The sequence below is a fragment of the Nitrosomonas sp. Nm33 genome, from assembly GCF_900107265.1.
GTDB lineage: Bacteria > Pseudomonadota > Gammaproteobacteria > Burkholderiales > Nitrosomonadaceae > Nitrosomonas.
This window is the reverse complement of sequence record NZ_FNPJ01000054.1, coordinates 1-22,096: the sequence shown is the minus strand read 5'-3', so window position 1 is coordinate 22,096 and position 22,096 is coordinate 1. Positions and strand designations below refer to the sequence as shown.

Below are 22,096 nucleotides of genomic sequence, written 5' to 3'. Positions count from 1 at the left end.
TCTGACTCCTCTAATGATGAAACTCTTTTCCAAATTCGCTTCATCATAAGGAATTCAGATTCCTTTTACTTCTTTTCTTATGTCGAACTCACGTTAAATAATACGGCAAAATGAAGCCGACAAAGCCAGGTTTGATTTAGAAATAGAAGAAGATCTCCTTCTTGCTATATTGCTCCAGCATCTACTTTATACAGCAACGCCTAGCTACTTCAAGATCTCGACAAAGCCCAATTGCATTTCCAAATCACTTCCAAATTAGCATCCAACCACTCCAATCCAGGAACGGGATAATTCTAGTTACTTACCGATCACATCTCCGTAAAGGAACAAACGTTAGCCCGCTATTGCAATAAGGAGCAGGTAAAGGGCAAATTCAAACCAGATCAGCATAGCTTAGCCCCCTGCTAGTCCCTTCCAATATCAAATGAATCTGAAGAGTTGTCAAAAAAGCAAAGGAAAATACAACATCAGGTTTTTTTATTATCCATTATTTTTTCTCTTCCTGATTTTTCCCTCCTTCGTGCACAAACGACTTACTGATTGCGATAAGCTCTGCCAGTCGTGCTGCTACCTGGTGATTGATACTGCCTTCAGGATATTCTCCATTAGCATCAGCTTCACCTGCTGGCACGCCAGTCAGCAATGTGATGGCTTGATCGACATTTTCTACGGCATAGATATGAAATTTGCCCGCGACTGCGGCCTCGACCACATTCTGGCGCAGCATCAAGTGCTGGACATTGGGAGCAGGAATCAATACGCCTTGTTTGCCTGTTAAATCACGTGCAGCACAGATATCAAAAAATCCTTCGATTTTTTCGTTGACGGCACCAATTGCTTGTGCCTGACCGAGCTGATTGACTGAACCGGTGATCGCCAATGACTGGTTAATCGGAACATTTGCCAGATTGGAAAGCAATGCGCACAATTCGGCTAATGAAGCGCTATCCCCTTCAACCATGCCATAAGATTGTTCAAACGCGAGACTAGCGGACAGTGCCAGCGGCTGATTTTTTGCATAACGTGCAGCGAGAAAGGAGGAAAGGATTAACACGCCCTTGGAGTGAATCGCCCCTGAAAGCTCAACTTCACGCTCAATATTAATCAGGTTTCCCTTGCCAAAGCGGGCAGTGGCAGTAATTCTGGTCGGCTGTGCAAAAGCAAATCCACCCAGCTCGATCACCGAAAGACCATTGACCTGACCTGTCACCGCACCTTGCGTATCGATCATCAAGGTGCCGCGCAGAATTGCCTCGTATAGCCGGTCTCTCACCCTATCCTGGCGGCGAATCTGGGAATTGATCGCCTGTTGGACATCACTTGCCTGCACTACCTCATGGCCTGCCTCGCGCGCCCAGTAATCCGCCTCATGCAGCAAGTCGACAACGCTGCGCATATGCATGGAAAGTTTTTCTGAATCGCCCACCAGGCGGGCACTATGTTCTATCACTCGGGCGACGGCATGACGATCATAAGGCAATAACTTCTCTTTGCGTGTCAGTGTAGAAATCAATTGTGCGTAAAGCATATGGGATTCTGCATTACGTTCGATCGTCTCTTCGAAATCTGCTGCTACCTTGAACAGCTCATTAAATTCCGGATCGTATTGCTGCAACAAGTAATAGAATAAACGATCACCAAATAAAACGACTTTCACATCGAGCGGAACCGGTTCTGGCTCGAGTGATACAGTGCTGACAAGACTGTATAGCTGTCCCAGTGATTCGATATGAATCTTGCCCGACTGTAACGCCCGTTTCAACCCTTCCCAGGCAAACGGCTGCATCAGCATTTTGCGCACATCCAACAACAAGTAACCCCCATTGGCCCGATGCAATGCCCCAGGTTTAATCAGCGTAAAATTGGTAACCAACGCCCCAAACTGGGCAATATGCTCCATTCGCCCAATCAGATTGCTATAAGTCGGATTGTCCTCACTGATGATCGGCGCACCTGGCTTTTTATGGTTTGTAGCCAGCACATTGACCTGGTAATTATTAAACGTCTGATGGGTGATGATCGTCACGCCGGAAATATTGACGGATTCATCAGGTTTGCGGAAATCATCCACATGCAACACCATATCCTGCTGCACTGCATCGAGATGATCGAGCACGTCAGGTAAATCAGCATAGATCGCACGCAACTCGCTAATCATGTGCTCGACGATAGAGAGCATGATATCGCGATTTAGCTGCTTGATTCGCTCACTACGCTCGCGACGACGCTGGGGCAGATGGTTTAGAACCTTTTCCAGATGCGCTTGCAATTCAGTAATGGCAGCTTCTATTCGATCTTTTTCCTTCTGGGGTAGCTTTTCGTATTCTTCTGGTGGAATCACTTCCCGGTTACGGCTTGGCGCCAGCGCAAACCCTTCAGGTGTGCGCAGCAAAACGATCTCCTTTTTCTCAGCTTCTTCACCTAATTCCCTGATTTCCCGTTCCCGCAGCTCATCAAACTCTTGCTGGATGGCGCTCACCTTGTTTCGGTATTCTTCGCTCTCAAACTGCGCTGGAATGGCACTACGCAAATAATCCACCAGTCGTTCCATATGTTGCCGCAATTCCTCTCCTCTGCCAGAAGGAAGCTTAAGCACCTTCGGTTTGTGCGGCTGAGCAAAGTTATTGAGATAGCACCAATCCGACGGCTCAGGTTCCTTGCTTGCTTTTGCTTCAAGGAATTGCTGGACTAGGCTGCGCTTGCCCATCCCGGCTGGGCCAAGTACGAACAGATTGTAACCTTCCTGGCGAATGCCAGAACCAAAGTACACTGCCTCCATTGCCCGTGCCTGACCGATAATCTCCGTCAGATCGGGCAGTTCTGCTGTTGTCTGGAATGTGAACTGATCAGGGTCACAGGATATATATAACCGTTGCGGTTCCAGCGGAAGAATAGTTGTCATTGCTTTTCTTTAAAAAAAGTCAAATAAAAATAATGCCACTCTGGTTACACCCAGTCTGAAAGTCTGAAAAGAGTGGCAACGAAATTATCAACAAAATAGCACATTATTTTATTGGACGAATGCTCGCCACCAATGGCATATCGATCACTTAAAATTTACTTACTTTCTTGATACTCGGCATCCACCACTTTACCTCGAGGGCCAGACCCGCTTGGACGTGGCTCACCTGATGAGGTGCCAACATTAGGAGGCGGCTCGGGTTCTTCCCAGCGAGTTTCTGCATAAGGACCTCCTTTAGGCGCCTGACCTGATTGCGCGTAAAGCGTCGCACCCGCTTCTTTGAGCAGCTTCTTGAGTGCTTCTGCCCGTTCAGTAGCCAGCGCAACATCTTTCTTGACGAATGCTTCCTTAGTTTCACGTAAAGAAGCTTCCAGGCGTCTCTTCAGATCATCAGTCAATTTATCGGCAAAATTGGCAAGCATCTTCTCTGTTTCATAACAGGCTGCATCTGCTGCATTGAGCTTTTCCGCATCTTCACGCCGCTTCTTGTCCTCTTCGGCATAGCGTGCCGCATCATCCACCATACGTTTCTTGTCCTCTTCCGACAACCGTGTTGAGCCAGTAATCCTGATGGATTGGGATTTACCAACAGCCAGATCTTTTGCTGAAGCACTTAGAATGCCATTTGAATCAATGTCAAAGGTTACTTCGATCTTTGGTATCCCTCGTGGCGCGGGAGGCAAACCCTCCAGATTGAATTCACCCAGGCTAACATTATCCGCTGCCATGGGACGTTCCCCCTGAAAAACGTGGATAGTGACACTGGTCTGCATATCAGCCGCCGTGGTAAACGTTTCCGTCTTTTTCACCGGGATGGGAGTATTACGCGCGATCAGCGGTGTGGCGATTCCTCCTAATGTCTCCACCCCTAATGTGAGCGGTGTCACATCCACCAGTACGATACCGCCCACTTCTCCTGCCAGCACACCGGCCTGAATCGCTGCACCCGCTGCCACACACTCCATCGGATCAACGCCCATCTCTGCCTTGCGCCCGAAAAGCTCCTCGAAATAAGCACGCACTACTGGCATACGCGTTGGTCCACCCACGAATACGATGCGATCTACCTCGCGCGGACTAATGCTTGCATCATGCATGGCCTGTTCGACCGGGTGACGACAACGTTCAATTACCGGTCGTACCAAACGCTCAAGTTCCGTACGGTTCAAGTCCATTTCGAGATGGCGTGGCTCCCCAGCCACTGAGGTCAAATATGGCAAACTGATATGCGTGGTCACACTGCTGGTCAATTCGATCTTGGCTGTTTCTGCTGCCTCGAGCAGGCGTGCTGCTGCTTTACGATCAGTCCGGACATCCACCCCAGTCACCATCTGGAAACGCTCAGCCAGGTGCTCGAAAATGCATTGATTCATATCCGTACCACCAAGCTGCGTATCGCCACTGGTTGCTTTCACTTCGAACACGCCCTTGCCGAATTCCATGATAGTGACATCAAGCGTACCACCACCCAAATCGATTACAGCGATGCGCAATTCCTGACCAAGTCGATCCAAGCCATAGGCCAAGGAAGCAGCAGTTGGTTCATTGACTAGACGCACCACTTCAAGGCCAGCAATGCGACAGGCATCCTTGGTTGCAGCCCGTTGATTATCGTCAAAATAAGCAGGCACCGTCACGACCGCTTTTTCTACCGGTTCACCCAGAAAGGCTTCGGCATCACGTTTGATTTTTTGTAACAGAAATGCAGAAAGCTGCTCTGGCGTATATTCCCGTTCCCTGAGACGGATGACCTCACGTTTGCCCATTTTGCGCTTGAAAGCAGTCGCCGTTCCCTCAACATTCGACGCCATCTGACGACGGGCAGGCTCGCCGACGAGAATTTGCCCATCACTAGTCAGTGCAACATAACTTGGAAATGCCTTGCCTCCGAGGCTGACACCTTCGGCGCTGGGAACGATAACGGGACGCCCCCCTCGCAAGACTGCTGCTGCCGAATTGGAAGTACCTAGATCAATACCGATGATTGCCATATGACCTCCTTCGTATCTAATTCAGTAATAAATAATCGATACGCTATAACCACATGATACTTTATCGAACCACATTGTGAATGTGTTTATAGTACTAAATGACACCATGCCTCTCAACAACGACGCCCACCGTTGACCAAAGGGAACATAGCATTATTGTTTTACTCAAGAAAGTGAGAGTCAGACCAAAGGATAAAACCGGAACAAGCAAGAATGCGAGCCTTTCATCCCGAGCTTTTTCAGGCGACGTTGTTATAATCGCTCAAAGTCTGTCATTTCATCTTTTCTTCGAGATACTCTTTCAATGCTACGGCATTATTGTGATTAGTATCTCGCGAACTGTAGATCAATGTGACTGTTCCATGATGAGCAGCGGTAACAAGGGATTTCCAGAGTCCTTGCTTGGAATCTAATTCAGCGAAGTACCGTTTACGAAAATCATCCCATTTCTTCGGATCGTGAGCAAACCAGCGGCGTAGATCATCGCTAGGTCCAATATCCTTCAACCATTCGTCCATTTTCAAGTCAGTCTTCTTGATACCCCGCGGCCACAGACGCTCCACGAGAAAGCGTAAACCATCAGCGGTTTCTGCTACGTCATATACACGCTTCAACTTGATCATTTCTCAATCTCTCATGATTGTGCGCAAAGAAAACGGTTGGTCATAAGCCGCCTGCTCAGACAGCAGATCAATTTTTTAAAAACTCCACAGAACACCTCTACATTCTCACCCTGCAATTCACAGAATACTCTAGAGCACCATCCTATAGAACGTCATCATGCACTGGAAGCTGCATATGCGCCACGGCATATGGTTTCCCAAAGTAAGTGTAGTTCACGATAACAACGCCATCGCTCGCGCAACCACATTTTCAACACTGAATCCAAGCTCATGCATCACGGTTTCGCCTGGAGCCGAAGCGCCAAATCGATTCACGCTGATGATATCACCAGAATCACCGACATATTTGCACCAGCCAAAAGGTGCAGCAGCTTCAACCGCAAGCTTAGGTATTCCAGGCGTCAAGACGCTTTCCCGATACTCGCGTGGCTGTGCATCGAACAACTCCCAGGATGGCATCGAAACCACGCGCGATTGCACATTCTTTTCAATCAACATCTCGCGAGCTTGCAAGATAAGAGAAACTTCAGAGCCTGTTCCGATCAGTATCAAATCCGGCCGAGCTGCCTGCGCCTCCGCAAGAATATAGGCTCCTCGCTGCACACCGGATACAATGGGATAGCAGCTTGGATCAAGAACGGGCAATTTTTGTCGACTCAGTACCAGCGCCACAGGGCCGCGATGAGATACGGCAACTTGCCAGCACGCACGAGTCTCGTTGGCATCAGCCGGGCGCATGACGATAAAACCCGGGATAGCACGAAGACTGGCTAGCTGTTCCACAGGCTGATGCGTGGGGCCATCCTCGCCAAGACCAATACTGTCGTGAGTAAAAATAAATATGGAATGAGTCTGCATCAGCGCAGCCAACCGTATTGGTGGACGCATATAATCAGAGAAAATCAAGAACGTCGCGCCGTACGGCAAGACTGCGCCATGAAGCGCCATGCCATTGACGATTGCCCCCATCGCATGCTCGCGGACACCGAAGTGGATATTGCGGCCACAGAACTGATCAAAACCAAAGTCGCCATAGCCCATCAGCGTGGTCTTCGTGGATGGATTAAGATCTGCTGAACCTCCGATTAATACGGGTAACTTTTCCGCGAGTACATTCAGGATCTTTCCGGAGGCGTCTCGTGTGGCAATCTGGCCTTCTTTTGTCGAAAAAGAAGGAAGATTCTCGTTCCAGCCGTTCGGCAGCTCCCGCCGCAACAAGCGGCGAAATGTAACTGCCAGAGCCGAATGCTCTCTCTGGTAAGCATCGAGTGTCTCATTCCATTCTTTCTCCCAGTTGACACCCTTCGTTATTGCTGTTTGAAAATGCTCTTTCGCTTCTTTAGGAATATAGAATTCCGGTTCCAAAGGCCATCCGAGATTTTTCTTTGTTGCTTTCAATGCTTCTTCGCCGAGCGGCTCGCCGTGTGCACTAGCGGTATCGTGCTTTGGGCTTCCGTAACCTATGTGCGTTCGAATCAAGATTAGGGAGGGACGGGACAATTCGCTGCGTGCGGCGTAGATAGCTTGCTCAATGGCATCAATGTCATTGCCATTGGCAACCGACAGCACGTGCCATCCATATGCCTCGAAACGATGCTGAACACTCTCGGTAAATACCACGTCTGTGCTACTTTCAAGAGAAATATGATTGTTGTCGTACAGGTAAATCAGTTTGCCCAGACCTAAGGTTCCTGCCAGAGAAGCCGCTTCGGAGGAAATACCTTCCATCAGATCTCCATCCGATACGATGGCATAAGTGTAGTGATCGATAAGTGGGAAACCAGGTTGATTGAAACAACTGCTCAAATGACGCTCTGCGAGAGCCATCCCTATTCCCATTGCGAACCCCTGCCCCAGTGGACCGGTTGTCGCTTCCACCCCAGGAGTTTTGCCATATTCCGGGTGCCCTGGTGTCTTCGATCCCCATTGCCTAAAACGCTTCAGGTCGTCGAGTGAAAGATCATATCCCGTTGTGTGCAAGAGCGCGTAAAGCAAAGCGGAGCCGTGTCCAGCCGACAACAAAAAGCGATCACGGTTTAGCCATGAAGGATTTCGCGGATTGTGCCGAAGAAAGCGTGTCCAAAGAACGTAAGCCATGGGCGCTGCACCTAACGGAAGCCCGGGATGACCAGAATGTGCGCGCTCAACGGCATCGACAGCCAGAAAACGCAGGGTATTGATGCAAAGTTCATCTAGAGAATTCACACAACCTCCTTTAGGACCATTCTGGTGAGCAGCATCACACCTATGATGCTGACATCAACACCAACCCCAGTTTTGATATTCTGATGCTAAGCGACGGCAGCTTGAAGGATGTGCTGCACGTCCGGTCTTATTATGCCAATTAATTCAAGTAAGCCTACAATCGCGCTGGCGAGAATAACGATGTATGTCTTGACTGCATTGACGAAGCTAGTGACTGCAGACTACAAACATAATGTAGCTCGCGGGAAATAAGAATAATAGTCCCTTTTATTAAACTCTGATGTTTCAATAGATTATCGAGATACGCTAGTTAAGAAAATACGTGCAAACACATAGGAATAATCATGATTGGCAAGCGATCAAGAATTCTTTTTTGACTCAAGCTACCTCATGCATCAAAAGTTCAGGTACCTTTTTACATTTTAAATAAGGTATTTTCAGCGCCATCATCACTTATTCCATTTCTAAATCAAACCTGACTTTGTCGGCTTCACCTTGCCGTATTATTTATACTGTCTGCGGCTCACCTTCGTGTCATCTTTGATTTAGGAATGGAATTACTTGTGCTTTGCAGCATAAATATTCGAATAGTAACGTGCAAGAGGGACAGCTTATAGCCCTAATCGATAAAAAACTGCTTCAGCACCTTGATCATATACTCATGATCCTGCACGCCAGCGCTTTCGCGGATGCTATGCATCGCCCACATCGGGCAACCGACATCGACACTGCGTATGCCAAGCTTCGCCGAGGTAATCGGCCCGATCGTGCTGCCGCAGGGCAGATCTGAGCGGTGAGAGTAGCGTTGATAAGGAATACCGGCTTTCTCGCACCAACGAATGAAGCACGCAATGGAGACACTTTCGGAGCTATAGCGGCGGTTCGCATTGGATTTGATCACCGGGCCTTTGTTGACGAATACTTTATGATCCGCGTCATAGGCCGAAGGAAAGTTGGGGTGATAGGCGTGAGCCATATCCGCGCTAATCAAAAAGCTGTGAGCCAGTGCGCGTGCAGTGTCCTCGCGATCCGGGGATATCGCGAAACTGATCCGCTGCAATACATCAGTTAAGAAGCTGCCAGCAGCGCCGATATGGCTTTCGCTGCCGATTTCTTCATGATCAAAAAACGCGCAGACCAGGGTACTTTCAGCATGACTCAGCACGGTCTCATCTAGCAAGGCGAGCAGCCCAGCGTGGCAAGAGGCCAGATTATCGATCTGGCTGTTGGCATAAAATTCCTGATTTCCACCCCAGAGCGTGCCTTTTTGGGTATCGTAGACTGCCAGATCCCAGGATAGTACTTGCGAGGCACTGATGCCTGTCGCCTGCGCCAGCAGCGCCAGAAAATAAGGCTGGGGCAGTTGATCGCTGGTCAATTGCGTGAGCAGCAGCGGCAATTCATTTTGTTTATGCAGCTTCAAGCCGTCTTCATTGACCCCACGGTTCATGTGAATCGCCAGATTCGGTAGACGCAACAGCGGCCGCTCGAAGCGCACCAGTTTATACGCGAGATTTCCCTGCCCATCGACATAGCTGACCCGCCCGGCCAAGCTCAAATCACGATCAGTAAAGGTCGCGAGGATCGGCCCACCATAAATCTCGACACCAAGTCGACCGAGACCATCGCTTACAGTCGCGGCATTTGGCCTGATCCGTAATCCCGGCGAGTCGGTATGCGCGCCGACAATCTTAAAACCCGCTTCGGCAGGCGCTTTGTGTCCCAGCACAAACAACACGATTGATGAATCATCGCGCACTACGTAATATCGCCCGCCTGCTTGCAATTGCCATTTAGCAGTTTCATCGAGCTGGACAAACTGAAGTGCCTTAATCGCTGCCTCGATTGAGGCAACCGCATGCCATGGGCTCGGGCTGTTGTCGATGAAATTTAGTAAATGCTGTGCGTGCTGCTTAGCTGTCATAATTTATATTTATATTCAAATATTTATAGTAAAGATAAACGCCTTTTAACTATACGTAAAGCCAGATATTTAGTCAAACACGCTACTGAGCAATCAAAAAATTTTGTTTTATGGAGTATTATAAAGATAGTAACGAGAAGCATTTTTGCCTTTCAAACGAAAGATACTCAAAGAGGAAACTCAGAAATAGAAAGAGAGCGGGGACAGGGAAGCGATTTAAAACCCGGCAAGTTTTAAAAATTCGTAGGATTTCCAGGTGATCGAGGCGGTGTACCTGGTAAGCAATACGCGTATAACGTAAATCCATTGTACCGGATGAACGCCAAGAACAAGTACCGAGCCTTTACACCGCATCGAGGTTTGTGATGTACAGCACATGCCATGCGGCACATTAAGGAATACGCCCTACGCGCTGAACAAATTAAGTAAAATAAAAATATGTAGCTAGAAAATATGCATAATAAATCAACTTCATATTCCACACAGCCACGCCATTTTTTGCCGTCGACAGGAAAGATGTATTGAACGAATAAACTTCATCCAACAGAATCTTTTAAAAATTCAAAAGTAGTACCCTATAAACCCTTTCTGTTCATTTTTACAGGAGATATTTGATGAACAAATTATTTTTATTGCTATCCCTTGTTGTTCTTACTGCTCTTTTTACAGGCTGCTCAAAACAAGAAGGAACTGCAGAGCAAATGGGTAAAAAGATGGACGAGTCTATAGAAAGCAGTAAAAAAGCTATTGATGAGACTACTAAGAGAATTGAAGAAATTGGTGATACTTCCGAAGGTCCCGCTGAACGGGCAGGCGAAAAAATAGATAAAACTGTGGAAAGCTTGAAAGATACTATAGACAAAACTACTGAAGAAGCCGCAGAAAAAATGAAAGAAACCGGCAGTCCATTAGAAGAAAAAGCTGCAGCAAAAATTGATGACATTGGTGAGGCTGTTGAAGAAACTGCTGAGCAAGCAGGTGAAAAAATGGATGAAACTGTCGAAAGCTTGAAGAATACGACGGATGAGGCTTCTGAAAAAGCCAAAGAGGAAATGGAAGAAGCTACTAGTAAGTTAAAAGAAAAATCGGATGATGCTGGTAGCAGTTATTAATCAGTAGTATTGTATTTCCCCTACTCATGTAGGGATCTTTATTGATCTCTTTAGGTTTGATTCCCCGCTATGTACAGCGGGGAAACTTTATTAGCAGGAATAATCTCCTCATTCAAGGATAAGGATTGACGCTTGCGTCAGTCTATAGACGATCAAGTCTCAATTTTCCCAAACCAGACAGACTGCTTAGTCAGGGGCTATTCAGGTAGTGTAAGAATTATACTTATAAACAATTGCATTAATATGTAAATGGTATTTAAATATAATTTGAAATGTCGTCACTAGATGACAATAAATAATTAAAAACAACAAATATGGAAAAGATAATAGTTTCCTCGAACTGCCAGACAGGTGGGATAGCTGCTACTCTGAAGAAGATCTTTCCTAATCTGTAAGTTATTTAAGGGTAGTATACAGGCAAGTAAGTCAAAATGGTTAAGAACTTTGGTGATCACGCTGGATTTGAGGATAGCAAGCGATGGTTCTCATTGTTCCGCCAAAATGCGATCAATCGTATTCGCAGCCGATTCATTAATTTTTCTTGCCGCCAGGAATCATTTCGGGACAGAGTTTTGCATTCGGCACTGACGAACTATTAGCCGGTTACATCAAACGGCTTATTTCGTGCATACGCTAGAGTGAGTAGCCATTACTCCCGTCGCCGCGCTGTAATCACATCGGGCACCTGTTGAATCAGCGCGAGCAGGCGCTGCAGCTGATCCAGATTGGTGATCTCAAGCGAAAACTGCATTTTTGCCAAATTGCTGCGGCTTTGGGTATTGCCTTTGGTGGCATTGACCTTAGTGGCATTAACTTTTTCTCGCACAAACAGGTCGCTGATATCGCGCAGTAAGCCCTGGCGGTCATGGGCTTCTACTTCGATATCGACGCTGGTGACGAGATTTGCGCCAGCGCCCCAGTGGGCATGCAGTAGGCGGGCATGCCGTTCTTCTGGCAGACGAGTGACGAAAGCACAGGTCTGACGGTGAATGGACATTCCGCGGTCGCGTGTAATATAGCCGACGATAACATCCGGTGGCACCGGTTTGCAGCACTTGGCCAGGTTGATAAGCAGATTGCCGACACCCTCGACCACAATGCCTGACGGCGCCTTGAGCGGGGGCATGTGCTTAGTGGTAAAGACCGGGGGTGCTTCCGCTGGCTTAGGCGGCGTAGTCTCTTGAATGGCAAGGGCAATCTGGTGCTCGCTAACATCGCCACGGCCGATAGCAGCAAGCAAATCCTCAAGATGGTTGTAATGTAGCTTATGTGCCAGCTTCTCCTGATTCATACTGCCGACACCTGCCCTATGGAGTTCGCGGTCCAGTTTGACGCGGCCGACTGCCACATTCTCCTCGAAGTTCTGATATTTGAACCAGTAGCGCACTTTGGCTCGTGAGCGCGGGCTCTGCAGATAGCCGAGCGCTGGGTTGAGCCAGTCGCGGCTAGGTGCACCCAACTTGGAGGTGAGGATTTCTACACGCTGACCATTCAGCAGATGAGTGTTGAGCGGTACGATTCTGCCGTCCACCTTGGCGCCGCGCGTGCGGTGGCCGAGGTCAGTGTGCAGAGCGTAGGCAAAATCGATAGGCGTCGAACCCTTGGGTAGGTCGATCACCTTCCCTTGTGGTGTCAGCACGAAAACCTTGTCCTGAAAAAGCTCGCTCTTGAATTGCTCAAGCAGATCACCCCCGTCGCTAACTTCGTCCTTCCACGCTAGAATCTGGCGTAACCAGGCAATTTTCTCGTCGAATTTGCTATCCGACTTGCCATCCTCCTTGTAGCGCCAGTGCGCGGCTACGCCCAACTCAGAGTTGTGATGCATGTCGTGGGTACGAATCTGCACCTCAAGCGCCAAGCCACGTGGACCGATCACGGCGGTATGCAGCGAGCGGTAGCCGTTGCTCTTGGGGCGCGCAATGTAGTCGTCAAATTCGCCGGGAATCGGCTGCCACAGGTGATGCACCAATCCTAGTGCAGCGTAGCAGTCCTTGATATCATCCACCAGGATACGCATTGCGCGTATGTCGTAGAGCTCATTGAACTCAAGATTCTTCCGACGCATCTTATTGATAATGCTGTGAATGTGCTTAGGCCGTCCACTGACTTCCCCCTTGATATTAGCTTGCAACAATTCTTGCTTGAGCTGGGCAATCACGTCGGCGATGTACTGCTCGCGATCTACGCGCCGCTCGTCCAGTAGACGCGCGATTTCTTTGTATAGCTGCGGCTCCAAGTAGCGCAGCGCGAGATCTTCCAACTCCCATTTAATCTGCCACACGCCCAGCCGGTTGGCGAGTGGTGCGAAAATACCGCGCGTCTCACAAGCGATTCGCTGCTGCAATTCACTGCTGGCACCGGAAAGATAGCGCATGGTCTGCATGCGCTCAGCCAGCTTGATCAGCACCACGCGGATATCTTGCACCATAGCTAGCAACATTTGGCGCAGACTCTCGATTTGCTGCGCCTGGTCGCCTCTGCCCCCTGATGCGTCTAGTTGCTCAATTTCGCTGAATTGGCGGATCTGTTCCATGCGCGAGATACCTTTCACCAGCTCAGCGATGCTGACGCCGAATTGATTTTCTACCTGCGCATACCAGTCGTCCAGATACTCAGGCACCGCGTGCAGTAGAGTGGCAGTGACGGTTTCGACATCCATGCGCATACCAATGAGAATGGATGCCGCGCCTATCGCATGCAGCAGCAAGGGCATACCGGTCAGCGTGTGCTGCTTGCTATACAGCGGTGTAGCCATTGCGCAAGCCTGACGCAGCAGTGTGATCTCGGCGGACGCAAACTGTGCGGCCAGTTCATTCAGCCAGGCTTCTGTGTCGGTGTAATCTGCGGTAGATTGAAGGAATTTGCTACGTGTTGAAACCATAAAACGCTTACTGATCCTCTAATCGAAATGCTGCTTTGAGCGTCACCCGAAAATGCGCCATCATGCTGTTCACGATTTGGCCGACTACCTTAAAACATATTGAAAAAATAAACACCCCTTTTCATCAAAAATGACTGCAATGAATGACGCGATCAGGAAGAACACTTAACCCAGCACAATCAGCACAAAAAATCAGAGAATTAGAAGCATTTTTTTCTTTTAGGTTCAAGATGCCCAAAAGACAAGATCAACCTTAAAAAAACAGATAATACTATTTTTGCTTCGCTTATTCTAAGCGGCAGGAATCAATGCTTCACCCAATCACGTCATGGAGGGTTTCTAGCACTAAATGACGCAGCGCCTGCCAATGCTGTCCACTGTCGCGGACATGTTTCTGATTGATTTCCAACTCGATCCCCAAATAGGCTTCCGCTGGAAATTGACGGCGTAAGTAGGTGGTCAAACCGTCAGCCTTACCTGCATAGGGATAATTACGTCGAATGGTTAAATAAGGTGCCTTTGTTTTGAGGCTTGCCTGCCAGCGGCAGCATAAATCACGTTCAGCCAATCTCGATGGATCATAAAGGAGACCAATATCAGCGTGACGCACTTCCCCATCAAGCACGGCTGTAAAACTATGCGAAGAAATATGGATAACTCGCTCTCCTCTCCGGATTGACTCAGCGATGGTTTGCTCGACCTGAGTGCGATAAGGCAGATAATAATGTGTCAGAATCTCGCGTCGAATGCTAGCCGACACATATTTGGTCGCTTCGGAAAATAATTGCGCATGGCCAATAGAGCGGTTAAGATCGATCAACAAACGGCTCGTAGTCGCAACAAACAAGGAAGCATTCAATAACTGAGCCAGATCCTTCGCCATGCGCAACGCACCACGATCATAGCAGCGATGGCTATCCAATAAAATCTCCAATCCATGAAATAGGTGCCGGTACTGAGTCGGGATACGATTGCCACCATGCTCGCAACTAATGACAAAATGAGTTATTGAGCCCAATTTTACTCCTCAGCTTGGTCTTTAACAGATTCCCAAAAACTGCCACCTTTACACCAAACAGATACTCTGCTCGCAATCTGCACAGGCAAGAGGTAATTCCATTTCCAAATCAAAAATGACCCGAAGGCGAGCCGCAGACAGTATGAATAATACGGCAAGGTGAAGCCGACAAAGTCAGGTTTGATTTGGAAATGGAATAAGTGGACATATACTGCTTCACTAACTGCAGCGCAATCACAATTTTTCTTCATGACAAAGCTCTTTGCAATCTCTTCCACTCATCATTTTTAATGATGTTTTAAGCAAAATCAGATCTTCCTTGATCATGTAACAGTATGTTTGACTAAACTATCGTCGGTTTCTTTAGCCTAATATTTATGTGAAGCATAGATTTTGACAATCTTTCTTGGGAGACGATCATGGGCGACAACCTTGCACAAAAACTGATCCGCTCGCATCTAATCGAGGGGGAAATAACTACAGGTTCAGAAATCGGCATCCGCATTGATCAGACGCTGACCCAAGATGCCACTGGCACTCTGGTCATGCTCGAACTGGAAGCTATGGGACTGGATCGGGTAAAAACGGAGGTTTCGGTCCAGTATGTAGACCATAACCTGATTCAGGAAGATTACAAGAACGCCGATGACCATATTTTTCTTCATAGCGCTTGCCAACGCTACGGCCTCTGGTACAGCCGAGCGGGAAATGGCGTCAGCCACCCGGTGCATCAGGAGCGTTTCGGAAAACCGGGCAAAACATTGCTCGGCTCAGACAGTCATACGCCCGCAGCCGGCGCCATCGGCATGCTCGCGATTGGCGCTGGTGGATTAGAAGTGGCTTTCGCCATGGCGGGAAAACCCTTCTATTTCAAAATGTCCCAGATTTGGGGTGTCCGCTTGGTGGGCGAGCTTCCGGACTGGGTCAGCGCCAAGGATGTGATCCTGGAGATGCTACGCCGCCACGGTGTCGCCGGTGGCGTTAACCGCATTATCGAATATCATGGACCTGGATTGAGATACCTGAGCGCCATGGACCGACATGTGATCGCCAATATGGGGGCTGAACTTGGGGCTACCACGACAGTATTTCCCAGCGACGATGAAGTCCGGCGTTTCCTCAAATCCCAAGGCCGGGAGCAAGACTGGGTGGAATTGACCGCTGACGCCGATGCGCGCTACGATATCGATGAGGAAATCGACCTTTCCACTCTGGAGCCCTTGATCGCAAAACCATCGAGTCCCGGCAACATAGTCCCCGTCCGGGAGGTGGCTGGCGCCAAAATCTATCAGGCTTATATCGGCTCATCGGCAAATCCTGGTTATCGCGACTTTGCCGTCCCCGCTGAAATCGTCAAGGGGAAGCAAATCCACGAAGACGTCTCCTTCGACGTCAATCCGACATCACGCCAGATCCTGGAAAATCTGGTGAAAGACGGCCATCTCCTGTCTCTGATCCGTGCCGGAGCGCGGATTCATCAAGCAGGATGCGGCGGTTGTATAGGCATGGGTCAGGCGCCCGCCACTGGTCGCATCAGCTTGAGAACGGTACCGCGAAACTTCCCCGGCCGCTCAGGCACCCAGGAGGACCAAGTTTATCTGGTGAGTCCTGAAACCGCCGCCGCCTCGGCCTTGACCGGGGTAATCACCGACCCGCGGACATTAGGCATGGATTATCCCCGAGTCCGCGATCCGGAACATCCTCTTGTCAATACCGAAATGCTGGTAGCGCCGCTGCCACCAGAAATTGCACGAAGCATAGACTTGATCAAAGGTCCCAATATCCAAGGCCTACCTCTTTTCGAACTGCTCTCCGACGAATTCACTTTACCGATCTTGCTCAAATTGAAGGATAACATCTCCACCGATGAAATCCTTCCCGCAGGCACTCGCGTGCTCCCTTTCCGCAGCAATATCGCCAAGATCAGTGAATTCGCCTTCGAGAGGATCGACCCCACCTATCCCAAACGGGCACGCGAGATTCATGACACTAAGGGTCATGCCATTCTCGCCGGAAACAACTATGGCCAGGGTTCCAGTCGAGAACACGCTGCTCTTGCACCCTATTTTCTCGGCCTGCGGATTGTCATCGCCAAAAGCTTCGCCCGCATCCACTGGCAGAATCTTATCGATTTTGGTGTACTGCCGCTTACCCTGAAACGACCGGTGGATTATGATGAATTGCAACAAGGGGACATCCTGTCACTAAAAAACCTGCGCAAAGCAGTGACTGAAGGTCGGGAATTAATGGTCTTAAATACGACGAGGAATTACAGCATTCCGGTCGAACATGCCCTCTCGAAAAGACAAGTTGAAATGCTTCTAGAGGGCGGCTTGATTAACTGGCTAAAACGGCGCATCAGCAATAAGTGATCCTTCATTAACATCATTACGTTTCCTGTGCGCCCCTCGATCGGAGAATAAATCGGAAAATAAGAGAAAATAAAGGGTCGACTGAGGGGTCCTCTAAAATATAAACCCCTTATTTCCAAATCAAACCTTGACCAACGGGTTCAGGTTTCACTTGTCTGTGTAAACAGTTGCCGCTGACAATAGTCACCAAAAGTTTCGCCCTCCATGCGTCCGCGGGCATAGTCTGCCAGCAAGCTGTCGAGTGTGCTCAAGATTTTGGATTCATCTAGCCCTTCCTTGTAAAGGGTATTGAGACGATAGCCCAGGCGGTCACCGCCCAGCCGCAAATCGTAATGCCCCACTGAGCGCCCCACCAGTCCAATCTCAGCTACAAAAGGGCGACCACAACCATTCGGGCAACCTGTGAGGCGAATACTGATTTCGTCCTGTGTGAGCGCGTATTTTTCCAGCAGCTTCTCCACCTTACCAATCAGTTCGGGGAGATAACGCTGCCCTTCTGCCAGGGCCAACGGGCAGGTGGGCAGTGCCACGCAGGCAATGGCATGGGTGCGAATGGGCATGAGTGCAGCTTGCGTTTTAATGATGCCATGCGCTTCTAGAATCTCATCTATCGCCGCCTTATCCTCTGCCGCCACATTCAGCAGCATGATGTTTTGGTTACCGGTCAAGCGGAAGTTGCATAAATTGCTTCTCGCAATAACATCCAGCGCTGATTTCGCACGATACTCCGGATTGTCCACCACACGCCCATTTTCGATGAACAGCGTATAATGCCAGCGGTTTCTGTGGTCTTGCAGCCAGCCATAATAGTCGGCACGGGCGTTGAAAGCGAAGCTACGCGGCGCAGCCAGCGTAAACCCCAAGCGACTTTCCAGATCGGCTTTGAATACTTCCAGCCCCATATGATCAATGGTGTATTTCAAACGTGCTTGCTTGCGATCGGTGCGGTTGCCGTTGTCGCGCTGCACGGCTGCGATTTGCCACACCGTGTCCAGCACTTGATCCGGCTTGATGAAGCCCAGCATATCGCCCAGTCGCGGATAAGTCGCCGCGTTACCATGAGTGCAACCCAGCCCTCCGCCCACAGTCACGTTGAATCCTGCCAGCCTGCCGTTTTTCTCGATGGCAATTAAGCCCACATCCTGCGTGAAAATATCAATCTCATTATGCGGCGGAATGGCGATGCCCACCTTGAATTTACGCGGCATATAGCGATTCTGGTAGAGCGGGTCGGGTTCTGGCTCAGCATTCCTGTCCAGACGCTCCCCATCCAACCATATCTCCGTATACGCCTTGGTTTTGGGCAACAAGTATTTGCTGATTTTAACTGCAAACGCATGGACTTCTTCGTGGAACGAGGAAGTGGAGGGATGCGAGCCCGCCATAACATTGCGATTGACATCACCACAAGTGGCTATGGTATCAAGTCCATATTTATTAAACCATTGTAAAGTGGGTTTGAGCTTTGACTTGACGACACCATGCACCTGAATGGTCTGGCGCGTGGTAATTTTGAAGACACCAGTGGTGTTCTCATTCAGTAACGGTTGCAACCCCAGCCATTGTTGCGGAGTGATATCGCCACCTGGCAGGCGCAGGCGAATCATGAAGGAATAAGCCGGTTCCAGCTTTTTTGCCTCGCGTTCGTTGCGGCGGTCGCGATCGTCTTGCTGGTAGATGCCGTGATGCTTGACGAGCTGCTGATCGTCCGCCGAAAGCTGCCCGGTAAGCTGATTCTTCAATCCTTCGGCCAGTGTACCGCGCAACCCCCGGCTACGAGTCTTGATGCCTTCAACAGGTGAAAGGTTTTGTTCAGTCATAATCGTTTTCATTGCTTATCATGTTGTACCGAAAAAGATTGAATAACAGCTGCATCAATAGACATCTTTCACATAACGGTTATCATCATGCAATTGGTCGAGGAATTCTTGTGCAGCTTCGTAACTGCCTTTTTTAGCTGCGAAGATTTCCAGCAGAGTTTGCTCCACGTCTTTGCTCATGGGATCTTTTGCTCCGCAGACATAAATCACCGCACCACCGTCTACCCATTCTAACAATTCACTCGCTTTTTCTTTCAGGCAATGCTGGACATAGACTTTGTGTTCCTGATCGCGGGAGAAGGCGAGGTCGATTTTATGCAGTGCCCCCGTCTCCACAAAGTCGATCCACTCAGCCTGATAGAGAAAATCACAGTGTTGATGCTGCTCTCCGAAGAACAGCCAGTTGCGCCCGCTCGCCCCACGCTCTGCCCGTTCCCAGACAAAACTGCGAAACGGCGCTATGCCTGTGCCGGGGCCGATCATAATAATGTCACGTTCATCCTCCGGTAGTTTGAACAGGCTGTTCCGCTGGATAAAAAATTTCACTTCATCACCTACTTCCAAATCGGCTAAATAGCGTGAACACAGCCCGTAACCAATCTCGTCGCTTTCGCACCGATGCCACGCCAGCGCCACCGTCAGGTGAATGTTGCCGGCATGCGCCAAAGGCGATGAAGCAATGGAATAAAGACGCGGCGTAAGGTGGTCCACTCCCTCAGCGAAATGGGGCAGAATAATGCCCGCCACGTCGCCGGGCGCATAGGCCAGTGGTTCATCGTGTTCGATTTCGATATGATAGGTTTCCTTGGCAGAACCGCGATCATTGAGGTTGATAATTTCCCTCACACGCCCCACTACCGGTTCCAACCGGGAATATCCCTTGCCAGCAGGCGCCGCCGTCTCTACAGTAACCGGCACGCTGGCCGGCTGCGCGGAAGGCAGCGCTGACAATACCCCCGCTATCCATTGCGGGTAATGGCTGGCGAAATCCACATCCAGTTCACCGCGTTCATAAATGCGTTCCGCCCCCAGCTTTTCCATATAGGCATCAAGGTCGCGGGCAGCTTTGTTGTATTGGGGGTAGCTGCTGTCACCGAGCCCGAGCATGGCGTACTTCACCCCTTTAAGCGACACATCTGACTGGCGGAGCAGCTCAAAAAAAGCCAGCGCCGGCTCCGGCGGTTCGCCTTCGCCATGGGTCGCGGTGATAAAAATAATGGGCTCATCACCCTGCAATTCTTTGGCTTGCTTAATTTTTTTCACCGACTGTGGCGAGGCGTTCCAGCCATGATCTTTGGCCTGTTTGGCCACTTGCTGCGCTATCATCTTGGAATTGCCGGTTTCAGTGGCAAAAAATACGCGTAATTTCTTTTGCGTGGTGAGAGTGGCAGCCATACCCTCGGGCTGCACTATCCCTTGCACATAGCCCGCAAACCAGATCGCCTGATCCCGGCTTAGCGTGTGTCGCAATTGTTCCCACAAGACTTTTTGTTGTTCGGTTAGCATGGGTTATACATCCTATTTACATATCATTCCCACTCGCTGGGATGACAAATTAAAATAGTCATTGCTCATCCTTTGTTTCAATAAGATTTCCCTTTATGAAATACTGCCCGCATTCAGTGCCGCCTTCGGAATAAAGTAATGGCATGCCACTACCCTCAACGACATAAAAGTGCCAAGGAAATGATGCAATGACTCTCCTAACTCAAATAGGAGCTCTTAACATTAAGATTATAACGATAGGCATTGATTTGGCAAAAAAATGTTTTATCCAAAACCCGTGATTCGATTTTCTTCCCTCTCCCTTGGGTGTCGAGGTATCCCTGCGAATATAGAAATAAGAAGGACAGCGGTAGATTATAGCCGACCTGCTCTCAGCCAGTTTGAGCCAGTTCCCTTCTTACGTTCCGGATTTGGTTCGGAAAAAATTGAATCAGGCAATACAATAAATATCAAAGAATTTGAATGCGCCATGCAAAACCCGTCTGCCCGATTCGAAAACATACTTCCTTAATATATTGAGTATGGATAGGTAAATAGTTATCGACCGGCAGGGCATATATTCAACTCTTTCTCCAAAACCTATCACTTATGCTATTAATTACAGGTATGCCAGGCGTGGGCAAGACAACAATAATCTGCAAAGTTGCTGACCAGTTGCGGGGAAAACGTATTGGCGGCTTTTATACCCGGGAGATACGCAAGGGTGGAGAGCGTTGCGGATTCCTCCTGGAAACCTTTGCCGGCCTGCAAAAGACCATTGCCCATACCGACTTTCCTCATGTGCATCGGGTGGGCAAATATGGCGTGGATATTGCCAGTATCGATGCAGCGGTAAACTCCGCATTGGCGCTGGCTCCAGATATCGATCTGTATCTGGTCGACGAAATCGGTAAGATGGAGTGCCTGTCTTCAAGTTTTATAGCGGCCATGGAGAAACTGTTTGATTGCGGTAAGCCGCTAGTAGCAACCATCAGTAAAAAGGGCAGTGGTTTCATTGAGCAGGTTAAACGTCGTCCCGATGCATTGATGTGGGAAGTCACATACGATAATCGGAACAAACTGCCACAACAAATACTCCATTGGCTCATTCCATTTCTAAATCAAACCTGACTTTGTCGGCTTCTCCTTGCCGTATTATTTATACTGTCTGCGGCTCGCCTTCGCGTCAGGTTTAATTTAGCAATGGAATTAGTACGCAATGACCTATGAAAGGATATTTTCCTATGCAGGTAACCCTGGTACCATTTGCAGACATCTTGCCAAAAGACCTGTCTGACTTGTCCGAAGACTTGCGGCGTCTTGGCTTTGCAGCAGAGATCGGCAGGACATTAAGCCTGCCGCCGGAAGCTTATCAGCTAGATCGTCGACAATATCATGCCGAGGTTTTGCTTGCGTTGTTACAACATCAACCCGGGCAACGGGTTCTAGGCATCACCAGCAGTGATCTTTATGCAGGAAATCTGAACTTCGTATTCGGGATGGCGGATCTGGCAGGCCGGGCCGCGGTGATTTCCCTGTATCGTCTACGTGAGGCAGCAGACGATGCAATTTTTCGGGAACGGATGGCAAAAGAAGCGGTACATGAATTATAGCTGATCCCATATAAAATGATTTAAAGTGCATAAGCGGTAAAGAGCTGCTCGATGGAGCATCCTTCCTTTTTTCTGATTGTTTTGGCCTGG

General features: G+C 49.1%; 13 protein-coding genes. 4 read left to right on the top strand and 9 right to left on the bottom strand.

All coding sequences use genetic code 11. The annotated features are described in order from the left end of the window. Positions 1-487 precede the first annotated feature (487 nt). The 5 genes from BLV54_RS10935 to BLV54_RS10915 all read right to left on the bottom strand — a co-directional run bounded on the left by BLV54_RS10935 (position 488) and on the right by BLV54_RS10915 (position 9,705). Positions 488-2,902 (bottom strand): Lon protease family protein, encoded by a 2,415-nt coding sequence (locus BLV54_RS10935; RefSeq protein WP_090571614.1) that lies wholly within the window; start codon positions 2,900-2,902, stop codon positions 488-490. A 155-nt stretch (positions 2,903-3,057) separates the two neighbouring features. Next, positions 3,058-4,953 carry a molecular chaperone DnaK gene (dnaK, locus tag BLV54_RS10930; protein WP_090571612.1) on the bottom strand — a complete coding sequence of 632 codons (1,896 nt, stop codon included), beginning with the start codon at positions 4,951-4,953 and terminating at the stop codon, positions 3,058-3,060. Between the two features lie 272 nt (positions 4,954-5,225). Continuing rightward, positions 5,226-5,576: a DUF488 domain-containing protein gene (locus tag BLV54_RS10925; RefSeq protein ID WP_090571610.1), complete on the bottom strand. Its 351-nt coding sequence runs from the start codon at positions 5,574-5,576 to the stop codon at positions 5,226-5,228. A gap of 213 nt (positions 5,577-5,789) precedes the next feature. Beyond that, positions 5,790-7,781 (bottom strand): transketolase, encoded by a 1,992-nt coding sequence (gene tkt / locus BLV54_RS10920; protein WP_090571609.1) that lies wholly within the window; start codon positions 7,779-7,781, stop codon positions 5,790-5,792. Between the two features lie 619 nt (positions 7,782-8,400). Further along, entirely contained in the window at positions 8,401-9,705 is a 1,305-nt protein-coding gene (locus BLV54_RS10915; RefSeq protein ID WP_090571606.1) for a M18 family aminopeptidase, read from the bottom strand. Positions 9,706-10,319: 614 nt separating this feature from the next. Between BLV54_RS10915 and BLV54_RS10910 the strand changes: the two genes are divergently transcribed. Beyond that, on the top strand, positions 10,320-10,817 hold the full coding sequence (locus tag BLV54_RS10910; RefSeq protein ID WP_090571603.1) for a hypothetical protein: 498 nt from the start codon (positions 10,320-10,322) through the stop codon (positions 10,815-10,817). A gap of 649 nt (positions 10,818-11,466) precedes the next feature. Here the strand turns inward: BLV54_RS10910 and BLV54_RS10905 are convergent. Together BLV54_RS10905 and BLV54_RS10900 are read right to left on the bottom strand one after the other, a co-directional pair. Next, on the bottom strand, positions 11,467-13,698 hold the full coding sequence (locus BLV54_RS10905) for a RelA/SpoT family protein (protein ID WP_090571601.1): 2,232 nt from the start codon (positions 13,696-13,698) through the stop codon (positions 11,467-11,469). A gap of 313 nt (positions 13,699-14,011) precedes the next feature. Continuing rightward, the gene (locus BLV54_RS10900) at positions 14,012-14,716 is read right to left on the bottom strand and encodes an N-formylglutamate amidohydrolase (RefSeq protein WP_090571600.1); all 705 of its coding nucleotides are present in this window, start codon (positions 14,714-14,716) and stop codon (positions 14,012-14,014) included. 419 nt (positions 14,717-15,135) lie between these two features. Between BLV54_RS10900 and BLV54_RS10890 the strand changes: the two genes are divergently transcribed. Then, a complete protein-coding gene (locus tag BLV54_RS10890) occupies positions 15,136-17,088 on the top strand; it encodes an aconitate hydratase (protein WP_090571596.1) in 1,953 nt (650 codons plus the stop codon). Between the two features lie 140 nt (positions 17,089-17,228). On the opposite strand, the gene BLV54_RS10885 is transcribed toward BLV54_RS10890, so the two are convergent. Both BLV54_RS10885 and BLV54_RS10880 read right to left on the bottom strand, forming a co-directional pair. Continuing rightward, positions 17,229-18,908 carry an NADPH-dependent assimilatory sulfite reductase hemoprotein subunit gene (locus tag BLV54_RS10885; RefSeq protein ID WP_090571594.1) on the bottom strand — a complete coding sequence of 560 codons (1,680 nt, stop codon included), beginning with the start codon at positions 18,906-18,908 and terminating at the stop codon, positions 17,229-17,231. Positions 18,909-18,962: 54 nt separating this feature from the next. Further along, positions 18,963-20,414 (bottom strand): diflavin oxidoreductase, encoded by a 1,452-nt coding sequence (locus BLV54_RS10880; protein WP_090571592.1) that lies wholly within the window; start codon positions 20,412-20,414, stop codon positions 18,963-18,965. A gap of 588 nt (positions 20,415-21,002) precedes the next feature. On the opposite strand from BLV54_RS10880, the gene BLV54_RS10875 reads away from it, so the two are divergent. Both BLV54_RS10875 and BLV54_RS10870 read left to right on the top strand, forming a co-directional pair. After that, a complete protein-coding gene (locus tag BLV54_RS10875; protein ID WP_090571590.1) occupies positions 21,003-21,524 on the top strand; it encodes an NTPase in 522 nt (173 codons plus the stop codon). Between the two features lie 113 nt (positions 21,525-21,637). Continuing rightward, positions 21,638-22,006 (top strand): hypothetical protein, encoded by a 369-nt coding sequence (locus BLV54_RS10870; protein WP_090571588.1) that lies wholly within the window; start codon positions 21,638-21,640, stop codon positions 22,004-22,006. Positions 22,007-22,096 lie beyond the last annotated feature (90 nt).

Bases quoted from the DNA above. Each gene is read 5' to 3' on its own strand.
- BLV54_RS10935 (WP_090571614.1), bottom strand. From the start codon at position 2,902: ATGACAACTATTCTTCCGCTGGAACCGCAACGGTTATATATATCCTGT.
- dnaK (WP_090571612.1), bottom strand. From the start codon at position 4,953: ATGGCAATCATCGGTATTGATCTAGGTACTTCCAATTCGGCAGCAGCA.
- BLV54_RS10925 (WP_090571610.1), bottom strand. From the start codon at position 5,576: ATGATCAAGTTGAAGCGTGTATATGACGTAGCAGAAACCGCTGATGGT.
- BLV54_RS10915 (WP_090571606.1), bottom strand. From the start codon at position 9,705: ATGACAGCTAAGCAGCACGCACAGCATTTACTAAATTTCATCGACAAC.
- BLV54_RS10910 (WP_090571603.1), top strand. From the start codon at position 10,320: ATGAACAAATTATTTTTATTGCTATCCCTTGTTGTTCTTACTGCTCTT.
- BLV54_RS10905 (WP_090571601.1), bottom strand. From the start codon at position 13,698: ATGGTTTCAACACGTAGCAAATTCCTTCAATCTACCGCAGATTACACC.
- BLV54_RS10890 (WP_090571596.1), top strand. From the start codon at position 15,136: ATGGGCGACAACCTTGCACAAAAACTGATCCGCTCGCATCTAATCGAG.
- BLV54_RS10885 (WP_090571594.1), bottom strand. From the start codon at position 18,908: ATGACTGAACAAAACCTTTCACCTGTTGAAGGCATCAAGACTCGTAGC.
- BLV54_RS10880 (WP_090571592.1), bottom strand. From the start codon at position 20,414: ATGCTAACCGAACAACAAAAAGTCTTGTGGGAACAATTGCGACACACG.
- BLV54_RS10875 (WP_090571590.1), top strand. From the start codon at position 21,003: ATGCTATTAATTACAGGTATGCCAGGCGTGGGCAAGACAACAATAATC.
- BLV54_RS10870 (WP_090571588.1), top strand. From the start codon at position 21,638: ATGCAGGTAACCCTGGTACCATTTGCAGACATCTTGCCAAAAGACCTG.